The sequence below is a fragment of the Nocardiopsis protaetiae genome (assembly GCF_045446735.1).
GTDB lineage: Bacteria > Actinomycetota > Actinomycetes > Streptosporangiales > Streptosporangiaceae > Nocardiopsis > Nocardiopsis protaetiae.
In genome coordinates, this window is sequence record NZ_JBJJBV010000239.1 from 1 (window position 1) to 10,369 (window position 10,369).

A 10,369-nucleotide genomic window follows, 5' to 3' on the forward strand; every position below is an offset into this window, starting at 1 on the left:
GACCGGGATGGGAAAGGCTCAGCCGGTGTAGTTGGGGTTCTCGGGGATGGGCAGGGCCGGGTCGGCGTACCCCGCCTCTTCCCGTTCGCGCTCCAGTTCGGCCAGCTCCTCCTCGGTGGGGAGCATCGGGTCGCCGTTCTCGTCGCGGGGGACTTCGTCCGGTTCGGGCGTGCCCTCCGGGTTGGGCTTGGCGGAGTCGGACGGGGCCGCCACCGGGGCGTCGCCGCCGCCGGGCGCGTCATCCGACGCGAGCGCCGGGGCGGCGCCGAAGAAGGCGGCCGCCATGGCGGCGATGAGGAGCAGTCTGGGCTTCACTCGCATGGTCGTCCTCTTGTCGTGTTCGGTGGGCTTGTGGTGTGTTCGGGAATCCGCTCGGTGAGCGGTCATTCGGTGATCTCGACCGGGGTGCCCAGCGGCAGCCGCTCGGCCATCCACGAGATGTCGGCGTTGGACACCCGGATGCAGCCGTGGCTGACCTCGCCGCCCAGGCCCGATTCGTCGTTGGTGCCGTGCACCGCGAGCTGTCCGGGCCCGCCCGCGAAGGTCTCCAGGGTGTCGGAGTGCCCGCTGAGGCCGAAGGCGTAGGCGCCGTAGTCGCCGTCGGGGTCCGAGGGCTGGAGCAGCTCGGTGAAGTAGTACTCACCGGGCGGCGTCGGCGTCTCGGTCGTACCGATGCCGATCTGGCCGGTCCGGAGTTCCTCCTCGCCTTCGATGACGGTGAAGGAGAACTCCGACATGTCGATCTCCACGCGGAACGCGGTGACGGTGAGCTCGACGTCGCCGGCCTCGATCCAGCCGGTGGACCCGTTGGGCCGCACCGGCAGGAGCACCTCCAGCCAGTCGCCCTGGACCTGCCGGACGAGGAAGGTGCGGTCTGCGCCGAAGTCGTTCGGGCTGGCGAGGGTGTGCACCACCTCGCCGCCGTCCGGCTCGGAGCGGACCTCGACCTCGGCGCCGACGGCCGTGGCGATGTAGGCGCCCTCGGGTGCCGCGGCCTCTCCCGCCTGGCCGGCGGACCCGGAGGATTCCTCCGCGGGGTCCGGGGACGAGCAGGCGGTGGAGACGGCCAGGACCGCGATCGCGGCCAGGGCGGGCAGCGTCCCGGCGGTTCCGCGGGGCATCAGGGATCGGCGCATGGGGGTCCATCCGGTCGAGGGGCCCGGCGGGACTCTCCTCGCCGGACGCCATGAAGAGTGGACGAGGAATGTGAAGAACCCGTGTGGCCGCCGTGTGCGTCCCGTGTTCCGACCTGGGGCGACTACTGAGCGCCCCGGCCGGCCCCGGCGGGCGGCCGGGCGGCGCCCGTACGATCGTCGATGGCGGGGGCCGTCGCCCCCGGTCGGCGAACGGAGGCCCTCTACGTGTGCGCGCATGTCCTGGTGGCCGAGGACGACGTGAACCAGGCCGAGCTGATCCGGCGTTATCTGGAGCACGAGGGCCACACGGTCCGTGTGGTCCACAACGGGCGCGCCGTGCTGGAGGAGCACCACCGCGACCGCCCCGACCTGATCGTCATGGACGTGATGATGCCGGTGATGAGCGGGCTGGAGGCGTGCCGGGTGTTGCGCGCCGAGTCGGATGTGGCGGTGCTGCTGCTCACCGCGCGCTCCACCGAGGAGGACCTGCTGACCGGGCTGGACCTGGGCGCCGACGACTACGTCACCAAGCCCTACAGCCCGCGCGAGCTGATGGCGCGGGTGCGCACGCTGCTGCGGCGTTCGCGCACCCCGGTCCGGAACGAGGAGCGGGTGCTGACCGCCGGCCCGATCAGCGTGGACCCGGCCCGGCACGCGGTGCGGGTGGACGGGGAGCCGGTGGAGTGCACCCCCGTGGAGTTCCAGCTGCTGCGGGCGCTGGCCGTCCGGCCGGGCCGGGTGCTGAGCCGGACCCAGCTGCTGGAGCAGATCCACGGGATCAGCGGCTACATCACCGAGCGCACCATCGACGTGCACGTCAAGAACCTGCGCCGCAAGATCGAGCCCGAGCCGCGGCGGCCGGTCCGGCTGGTCACCGTCTACGGGGTCGGCTACAAGCTGGCGGGGTCCGACCGTGGCCTCTGAGCGGACCGGGCGGCGCGGGACCGGGCGGCGCAGAGCCGATCAGCGCAGAGCCGATCAGGGCGGGACCGGGCGGCGCGGGACCGGGCGGCGGGCGTCCCTGCGGCACGGCCTGCTGTTCCGGCTGCTGACGGGGTCGGTCCTGGTGGCGGTCTGCTCGATCACCGCGACGGCCTGGCTGGCGGTGCAGCGGACGTCGGAGTCCATCACCGTCCAGCAGGGCGAGACCCTTGCGGTGGACACCCACATCCACGACACCCTCGTCGGCTACGCGGCGACCCACCGGGGGTGGGAGGGGGTGGGGGAGACCGTCCGGGACCTGGCCGAGGAGACCGGGCGGCGGATCGTCCTCACCACCGAGAGCCGGGCCGTGATCGCCGACTCCGCCGCCGTTTCCGCGGGGGCGGCCGGGGACCCGCCGCCGCTGCCGCCCCGGACGTCGTCGGTGGTGGACGCGCTGGCGGTGGACGTGACCCTGGCCGCCGGGAGCGACGACCGCATCGACCCGCGGGCGGTGGGGCCCTTCGCCCTGACCGACCACGAGCGGGCGCTGGTGCGCGCCGACGCGGAGCGGGGGGCGGAATGCCTGCGAGCGATGTACGGCGTTCCGGCGGAGGTGGTGTCCGGGCCGACCGGGCGCCCCACGGTCCGGACGGAGCAGGCGGACATGTACATGTGGGCCGACTGCGGCCTCTACGCCCTGGCGGAGCCGGTCGGGGGCGAGGAGGAGGCACTGGCCGACCTGAACGCCCGGATCTCCGACTGCGGGACCGGTTCCGGGACGCGTTTCACGTACGCGATGGACGGCCGCACGGGGGGCCTTGCGATCATGGACCCCCGGCTGGAGGAACTCCGGGAAGAGTACGCCGCGATGAACGGGGCCGCGGATGAGGCGCGGGCCCCGGCCGCCCCCGAGAACCCCGAGGACCCGCCCCCGGGTGACGCTCCGGACCCCGGCCTGCCCGAGGAGGCGGAGGGCGGCGTACCCGAGCCGGACGATCCGTTCACCGGGGTGCGGCCCCCCGAGGACACGGGTCCCGGGGAGTCGGGCGACGGGGGCCTGGAGGAGCCGCAGGCCCCCTGGAACGGGGACGCCGGCCCGGACGTCCCCGCTCCCACCCCCGCCCCCTCCGACGCCGAGAACCCGGCGTGGGCGCGGGTCCAGGTGCCGCCGGAGACCGCGTCCTGCATGGACGCCGCCCGCCGCGCCCAGCTCGACCCGTACGTGGCCCCGGCCGCGCTGCTGTTCATCGACGACCCCGCGGAGGGGTCGGGGACCGAGCTGTCGCTGTCCCGCGAGGGCGCGCTGCGCGTGGGCGGAGTGGTGCTGCTGGTCCTGGTGCTGACCGTGGTGGTGAGCACGACCCTGGCCACCCGGCTGCTGCGCCCCGTCCACGCGCTCACCGACGCCGTGAACCGGATGCGCGAGGGCGGCGGCCCCGTCGCCCGGGTGGAGGTCCGCGACTCCGGGGAGATCGGCCGCCTGGCGGAGGCGTTCAACGAGATGTCCGAACACCTGGAGCGGGCCGAGGCACAGCGCAAGGCGATGGTCAGCGACGTGTCGCACGAGCTGCGCACCCCGCTGAGCAACCTGCGCGGCTGGCTGGAGGCCGTCCAGGACGGGGTGGTCGAACCCGAGCCGGACCGCATGGGGATGCTGCTGGGGGAGACCCTGCTGCTCCAGGCGGTCATCGACGACCTCCAGGACCTCGCCCTGGCCGACGCCGGGCGGCTGCGGCTGTCCCCGGAGCCGCTGGAGGTGGGACCGCTGGTCGAGCAGGTGGTGGCGGGCCACGGGCTGCGCGCGGAGGAGGCCGGGGTGCGGCTGGTCGCCGAGACCCGCGACGTGACCCTGGTGGCCGACCGCACCCGGCTGCTCCAGGTGCTGGGCAACCTGGTGGGGAACGCGCTGCGGCACACCCCGGAGGGCGGGACCGTCACCGTGCGGGCGCACCGGGCGGGCTCGGAGGCGGTGCTCCGGGTGACCGACACCGGGGTCGGCATCGCCGAGGAGGACCTGCCGCACGTCTTCGACCGGTTCTGGCGGGCGGACAAGTCCCGCAACCGGCGCACCGGCGGCAGCGGGCTGGGGCTGGCCATCGTGCGCGGGCTGGTGGAGCTGCACGGCGGGACGGTGGCGGTGGGCAGCAGGGTCGGGGAGGGCACGGCGTTCACCCTCCGGCTGCCCCTGGCCGGCCCCCCGGAGAGGGGACCGGCCGGGGACGACCGCGGTTAGACCAGGCCGTCGGACCGGCCGCTGGAGCAGCCCGTGGCCGCCCCCGGCCGGCCTTCCGGAGGGGGACCGGCGCAGGAACGCGGGAACCCCGGCTGGAACGCCGGAACTAGACCAGGCCGCGGCGGCGCAGCAGCGGCTCCAGGCGCGGCTCGCGGCCCAGGAACTCCGCGGTGGCCTCCATCGGGTCGACGCTGCCGCCCACCGACAGCACGTACTTGCGGAAGCGGTCGCCGTTCTCCCGGGTGAGGCCGCCGTTCTCGGTGAACCACTCCACGCTGTCGGCGTCCAGGACCTCGCTCCACACGTAGGAGTAGTAGCCCGCGTGGTAGTCGCCCGCGAAGCAGTGCTGGAGGTACGCGGTCCGGTAGCGGGGGCGTACCAGGTCCAGGGCCAGGCCCCAGCGCTCCAGCGCCTGCGCCTCGAAGGTCTGCGGGTCCGGGTCCTGCCCGGGGGCGATCCGGTGCCAGGACCAGTCCAGCAGCGCCGTCGCCAGGTACTCGACCGTCGCGAAGCCCTGGTCGTAGCGCTCGGCCGCGGACAGCTTCTCGATGAGCTCGGCGGGCACCGGCTCGCCGGTCTCGTGGTGGCGGGCGTAGTTGGCCAGGACCTGCGGGTGGTTGGCCCACATCTCGTTCACCTGGGAGGGGTACTCGACGAAGTCGCGCGGCACCGAGGTGCCCTCCAGGCGCGGGTAGCGCACCGCCGACAACAGGCCGTGCAGGGCGTGCCCGAACTCGTGGAAGGCGGTGTTGACCTCGTCCGGGGTGAGCAGGGTCGGGCCCGCCTCCGGCTTGGTGATGTTGAGGTTGTTGACCACCACCGGCCTCTGGCCCAGCAGCTCGGACTGCTCCACCAGGTTGTGCATCCACGCACCGCCCTGCTTGGTGGGCCGGGCGTAGGGGTCGAGCAGGAACAGGCCAAGGCCGGAGCCGTCGGCGTCGGACACCTCCCACACGCGCACGTCCGGGTGGTAGCCGGACAGGTCGGCGCGCTCGGCGAAGGTGATGCCGTACAGGCCGGTGGCGGCGTGGAAGACGCCGTCGGTGAAGACCCGGTCCAGCTCGAAGTAGGGGCGCAGCGCCGCCTCGTCCACCTCGTAGCGGCCGCGGCGCAGCTGCTCGGCGTAGAACGGCCAGTCCCACGGTTCGATGGGGTGCCCGGCCAGCTCGGCGAGCTCCTCGGTCTGGCGCAGGACGTTGCGCACCGCGGGCTCGACCATGGCGCCCAGCCGCTCCTCGACCGCCTCGGGGGTCTTGGAGGTCTGGTCGGCGACCTTGTGCGAGGCGTGGTCGGGGTGGCCGAGCAGGGCGGCGCGCTCGGCGCGCAGGACCGCCATGCGGGCGGCGATCCCGGCGTTCTGCGGCGCGCGCTCGACGCTGAGCCGGTAGAGGCGCTCGCGCACGGACCGGTCGGTGAGGCGGGCCAGTGCGGGGTGGACGGTGGTGTTGAGCAGCGGCAGCACGTAGGTGCCGTCCTCGCGGGCGGCCGCGGCGACGCGGTCCCCGTCCAGGCCGTCGAGTTCGGCGGCGTCGGCCACGACCAGCGCGGACTCGGTGGCGGCGGCCACCCCGTTCTGGCCGAACGAGGTGGACAGCCGGGCCAGCTCCTCGTTGATCTCGCGCAGCCGGTCCTGGGCGTCGCCGTCCAGCCGGGCGCCGGCCTTGACGAAGTCGGTGCGGTAGCGGTCCAGCAGCGCCTCGTCCTCGGGGGCGTCGGCGCTCACCTGCTCGATCCGCTCCCACAGGGCGCGGTCGAGGGTGATGGCGTCGGCGTGGGCGCTGAGCCGGGGCATCATCTCCGTCTCGATCTCCTTGACGCGGTCGGTGGCGTCGGAGGAGGCGAAGGTGAAGAAGACGTTGGAGACCCGGCGCAGGACCGAACCGGAGCGCTCCAGGGCGACGAGGGTGTTCTCGAAGGTGGCGGGGGCCGGGTCGTTCTTGATGGCCTCGATCTCGGCGAGCTGCTCGGCCATGCCGCGTTCGAAGGCGGGGACGAAGTGCTCCTCGCGGATGTTCGCGAAGTCGGGGAGCCCGTAGGGCAGACCACTGGGTGCGAAGAACGGGTTGTCGGTCAAGGTGCGGACTCCTCGGGGTCGTGCGACGGTCTCCGTGCCGTTCTACCGTGCCCGGGTCGTCCCGTCACCTCGCTTTCGGCCGGATGGACGGGGGTGGGCGGAGGGGCGGCCGGGCGGGCGGCGCGCGGGTGTACGGGGGAAACCGGGGGGTGGACTCGCGCGTCCTATCGGTGCCCCCTGAGAAACGAGTGGTGCCCTTGTCCCGCCGCAAAGCCCCCGCGCCCGCCCCCGTCGCGTTCGACCCGCTGCTGCCCGCACGGGTGCTGGAGATCGTCCGGAAGAACCCGGACCGGCTGGCGCCCGCCGCCCCGGGCACCGGGCCGGCCGTGCGCCACCCCTACCTCGAACGCCTCCTGGTGGGGGTCCCGCTCTGCGCGGGGATCATCACGGCGGCGGGACTGCTGGAGCAGAACGTGGGCGGCGTGGCGGCGTGGTCCGCCGCGGTGGTGGGCGCGTTCCTGTACGTCGCCCGCCCGATGCCCGACGAGAGCCTCGGCACCTCCCTGCGCGGCGCCGGCGTCCTCGGCGTGGGCTACCTCTTTCCGTGGTCGGTGTGGGCGGCGGGGATGGCCGGGCAGTTCGGCTCGGTGACCGCGTCCACCGGGCTCCTCCACATCCTGCTCCTGGTGCTCTTCGTCCTGTTCGGCGGCGCACCGGTGCGCGCCGCGGTCCCGCGCGACCGGTACGTCGCGGCCGACGAACTGGCCGGTGAGGAGAAGCGGCGGCTGGAGCGGATCCGCAAGGTCATCGCCGACGTGGAGGAGGCCGGGCGGGCGCTGGCCCCGCACTACGACCCGGCCGAGACGCTGGGCGCGCTGCGCGAATGGGAGTGGATCCTGGCCGACCGGATGCGCCGGACCTCCGCCCTGGCCCGGGAGGTGGGGTCCGTGGAGTCGGCGGAGATGCGCCGGGTGATGCGCTCCCGGGCCGACGTGGTGGCGCACGCCCGCAAGAAGGACGAGCGGACGGTGCAGCGCATCCAGGGCGGGCTGCGCCCGGTGCGCGAGGCGCTCCGGGTCCACCGGGACCTGGAGCGCATGGGCGCCCGGGCCCACGACACCGACCCGTACGCCGACCTGCTCGCCCGCACCGAGGGGGCCGCGGGCCCGCCGGTACCGTCCGGCACCGGCGACCCCGGCCTGTCCGCGGTCCGGCAGGCCCTGCGGGCCCGGGCCGCGGAGGCCGCCGAGTCCGGTTCCTGGCTGGTGCGGGCCCTGCGGACGGAGCAGACGGAACGGTCGACGGGTCGCTGAGGACACAAGTCCCCTTGTCGACCTGGCGACCCGTCGACCCGGTGACCCGGTGACCCGGGTGTTCAGCGACCGTGGTGCGGGGGAGCCGCCGGGCCGGGGTGGTGCGCCCGCTGCTCGCGCATCGTCTCCGGGCTGCCCACCCCGCCGGGGAAGGGCACGTGAAGGGCCGCCGGGTGCAGGCCGTGCGCCGTCAGCACGCGCTTGAGCCCGTCCACGTCCTTGACCCGGGCGATGAGGTAGCGGCCGTCCCGGGTCACGAACTCCATGCCCTGGCCGGGACGGCGCTTGGTGAAGTTCCCGTCGGTGCGCAGCGCGAAGTCGCGCACCCGGAACCGGGCCCCGCCCGCGTAGGAGATCTCCGCGACGGGCAGCCGCGCGTGCTCGCTCTCGGGCGCGTCGTCGCCGCCGAACAGCCACAGCACCTGGAGGAACGACATCTTCGACAGGGTCAGCACCCCGTCGCGCACCCGGATCCGGACCGAGGCCATGTGCGACACCCACAGGGCCGCCAGCAGTCCGATCCCGAAGACCAGGAGCACGTAGAGGGTCGCGGGCCCGGGCTCGAAGACGAGGTAGAAGAGCAGCGACACCAGCACCAGCGGCACGGGGATCAGGAAACCGAACGCGCGCGCCAGCGGAGCCACGGTGACCCGCGCGCGGTAGGGGGACGCCGCGGGGCGGCCGTGGGGGTGGCTCAAGGAACACTCACTTCCAAGGACGAGGACGACGAGGGGGATGAGGGGGACCGACGCCCGCTTCGATGCCGCGGCCCCCGACCCGGTTCCCCGCCCCTCCGGCCGCCTCCGGTCACGGTGCCAGCGAGGGCGGGGTGCGCACGCCGTGCTCGCGGCGCAGGGCCGACAGGGCCGCGAGGTGGCCCGGCATCCCGTGCACCCCGGGGCCCGGGGGTGTGGACGACGAGCACAGGTACACCCCGGGCAGCGGGGTCCGGTACGGGTCGATCCGCGGGGCCGGCCGCAGCAGGGTCTGGCGCAGGGACATCGCCCCCGCGGCGATGTCGCCGCCGACGTAGTTGGGGTTGTAGTCCTCCATGGCCGCGGCCGAGACGCCCCGGGCCGCGACGACGGTGTCGGAGAAGCCCGGGGCGAAGGCCTCGATCCGGCGCCGGACGAGGTCCACCGGGTCCGCCGTGTCCCCATGGGGCACGTGCGCGTAGGCCCACACCGGGCGCCGCCTGGGCCGGGCCCGGTCCGGGTCGGTGGCGGCCGGGTCGACCAGCAGCACGAACGGGTCGTCCACCCGCCGGCCGCGGGCGGTCGCCGTCTCCGCCCGGAACATGTCCGCCTGGGTCCCGCCCAGGTGGACCGTTCCGGCCCGCCCGACCCCGGCCGCCGCCCAGGGAACCGGCTCGCTCACCAGGAAGTCCACCTTGGCCGCCCCGGGCGCGTACCGGAAGCGCCGCAGCGCCCGGGCGTACCCCGCGGGCAACCGGTCCCCGGCGATCTCCAGCAGGCCCCGGGGCGCGACGTCGAGCAGGACCGTGCGCGCCCCGCCCAGCTCCCGCAGGTCCCGGATCCGGGTGCCGGTGTGGACGACACCCCCGTGGGCGACGAGATCGGCGACCAGGGCGTCCGCGATGGCGACGCTGCCGCCGCGGGGCAGCGGCCACCCGGACGCCGTGTGCGCCAGGTGGCCCAGGAGCACGGCGACCGCCGCGCCGGAGAGCGAGGGCAGCGGGCCGATCGCGTGCCCCGCGACGCCCGTGAGCAGGGCGCGCGCGGGCTCGGTGGCGAACGGTCCGCGACCGGTGCCGTGCCGGAGCATCCGCAGGGCCAGCCGCAGCCCGGCGACCGGGTCGGCGGGCGGGGACCGCAGGTCGGACAGCACCAGGTCGGCCACCGCCCCGCCCTCCGCGAGCAGCGGGGCCATGAGGCGGCGCCAGCGCGGCCCGTCCGCCCCCAGCCCCTCACAGGTCCGCTCCAGGTCGGCCCAGGCCAGCGCGGCGGTGCCGCCCGGCAGCGGATGCGCGTAGGACACCTCGGGGCGGATCAGCTCCACCCCGCGCGCGGCCAGGTCGAACGCGCGGAAGAACGGGGAGGCCGCGGCCATCGGGTGGACGGCGGCGCAGACGTCGTGCACCACCTCCGCGTCGAACGGCCGCGCCCCGCGCAGCCCGCCGCCCACGGTGTCGCCCATCTCGTACAGCTCGACGGACAGCCCGGCCCGGGCGAGCGTCACCGCCGCCGCGAGCCCGTTCGGGCCCGAGCCCACCACCGCGGCATCGGCCTCGGCCATCCGGCGCCTCCCGTCCCCCGGTCCCCGGGGCTCCCCGCTCGTGCGATGCGCACCATGAGAGGGCATCGTCCCATCCCGGTCCGGGGCCGAACGGACGGAGCCGGTTTCCCGTTCCCCGACTTCCCGCCTTGTCGACACGTCGTCCCATCGACATGTCCCCGTACATGCGAGAACCCGCCGGATGACCGGCGGGTTCTTCGTCGGGGGGGCGCCCCCGGGGGAAACGACGAAACGACCCGGCGGGATGGCCGAATGCCATCGAGCAGGGTCGTTCCGGAGTGAGGTGGGCGTACCAGGACTTGAACCTGGGGCCTCATCCTTATCAGGGATGCGCTCTAACCGACTGAGCTATACGCCCTCGTTCCGTGTGGAACTCTACCGCATCCGGGAGACCGGGGCGAACCGGTTGCCGGGGCGGACGGGAGTCGGGACGCGGCTCGCGCGTCCCTCTCCACCTCCGATTTTACCGCCGCCCGGGAGTGCTCGGGACACC

8 protein-coding genes and 1 tRNA gene are annotated in these 10,369 nt (G+C 74.6%); 3 read left to right on the forward strand and 6 right to left on the reverse strand.

Features of this window, described 5'->3' with window-relative positions; genetic code table 11:
• Window positions 1–18 precede the first annotated feature (18 nt).
• Window positions 19–321: a hypothetical protein gene (locus ACJOT3_RS27275; RefSeq protein ID WP_406975981.1), complete on the reverse strand. Its 303-nt coding sequence runs from the start codon at window positions 319–321 to the stop codon at window positions 19–21.
• A 62-nt stretch (window positions 322–383) separates the two neighbouring features.
• A complete protein-coding gene (locus tag ACJOT3_RS27280; protein WP_406975982.1) occupies window positions 384–1,136 on the reverse strand; it encodes a L,D-transpeptidase in 753 nt (250 codons plus the stop codon).
• A gap of 225 nt (window positions 1,137–1,361) precedes the next feature.
• Between ACJOT3_RS27280 and ACJOT3_RS27285 the strand changes: the two genes are divergently transcribed.
• Both ACJOT3_RS27285 and ACJOT3_RS27290 read left to right on the forward strand, forming a co-directional pair.
• A complete protein-coding gene (locus tag ACJOT3_RS27285; protein WP_406975983.1) occupies window positions 1,362–2,060 on the forward strand; it encodes a response regulator transcription factor in 699 nt (232 codons plus the stop codon).
• Window positions 2,050–4,293 carry a sensor histidine kinase gene (locus ACJOT3_RS27290; protein WP_489685964.1) on the forward strand — a complete coding sequence of 748 codons (2,244 nt, stop codon included), beginning with the start codon at window positions 2,050–2,052 and terminating at the stop codon, window positions 4,291–4,293. Before ACJOT3_RS27285 ends, ACJOT3_RS27290 begins: the two co-directional genes overlap by 11 nt.
• Before the next feature lie 106 nt (window positions 4,294–4,399).
• Here ACJOT3_RS27290 and ACJOT3_RS27295 read toward each other — a convergent pair whose 3' ends face one another.
• Window positions 4,400–6,367 (reverse strand): M3 family metallopeptidase, encoded by a 1,968-nt coding sequence (locus tag ACJOT3_RS27295; protein ID WP_406975984.1) that lies wholly within the window; start codon window positions 6,365–6,367, stop codon window positions 4,400–4,402.
• A 191-nt stretch (window positions 6,368–6,558) separates the two neighbouring features.
• On the opposite strand from ACJOT3_RS27295, the gene ACJOT3_RS27300 reads away from it, so the two are divergent.
• A complete protein-coding gene (locus tag ACJOT3_RS27300; RefSeq protein ID WP_406975985.1) occupies window positions 6,559–7,620 on the forward strand; it encodes a hypothetical protein in 1,062 nt (353 codons plus the stop codon).
• Window positions 7,621–7,682: 62 nt separating this feature from the next.
• Here the strand turns inward: ACJOT3_RS27300 and ACJOT3_RS27305 are convergent, their stop codons facing one another.
• The 3 genes from ACJOT3_RS27305 to ACJOT3_RS27315 form a co-directional block, all read right to left on the reverse strand.
• Entirely contained in the window at window positions 7,683–8,318 is a 636-nt protein-coding gene (locus ACJOT3_RS27305) for a hypothetical protein (protein WP_406975986.1), read from the reverse strand.
• A 109-nt stretch (window positions 8,319–8,427) separates the two neighbouring features.
• A complete protein-coding gene (locus tag ACJOT3_RS27310) occupies window positions 8,428–9,876 on the reverse strand; it encodes a phytoene desaturase family protein (RefSeq protein WP_406975987.1) in 1,449 nt (482 codons plus the stop codon).
• A 284-nt stretch (window positions 9,877–10,160) separates the two neighbouring features.
• A tRNA-Ile gene (locus tag ACJOT3_RS27315) sits at window positions 10,161–10,234 on the reverse strand.
• Window positions 10,235–10,369: the final 135 nt, after the last annotated feature.

What these genes read in the sequence shown, in the direction of transcription:
- ACJOT3_RS27310 (WP_406975987.1), bottom strand. Translation starts at nt 9,876, where the DNA reads ATGGCCGAGGCCGATGCCGCGGTGGTGGGCTCGGGCCCGAACGGGCTC.
- ACJOT3_RS27275 (WP_406975981.1), bottom strand. Translation starts at nt 321, where the DNA reads ATGCGAGTGAAGCCCAGACTGCTCCTCATCGCCGCCATGGCGGCCGCC.
- ACJOT3_RS27280 (WP_406975982.1), bottom strand. Translation starts at nt 1,136, where the DNA reads ATGCGCCGATCCCTGATGCCCCGCGGAACCGCCGGGACGCTGCCCGCC.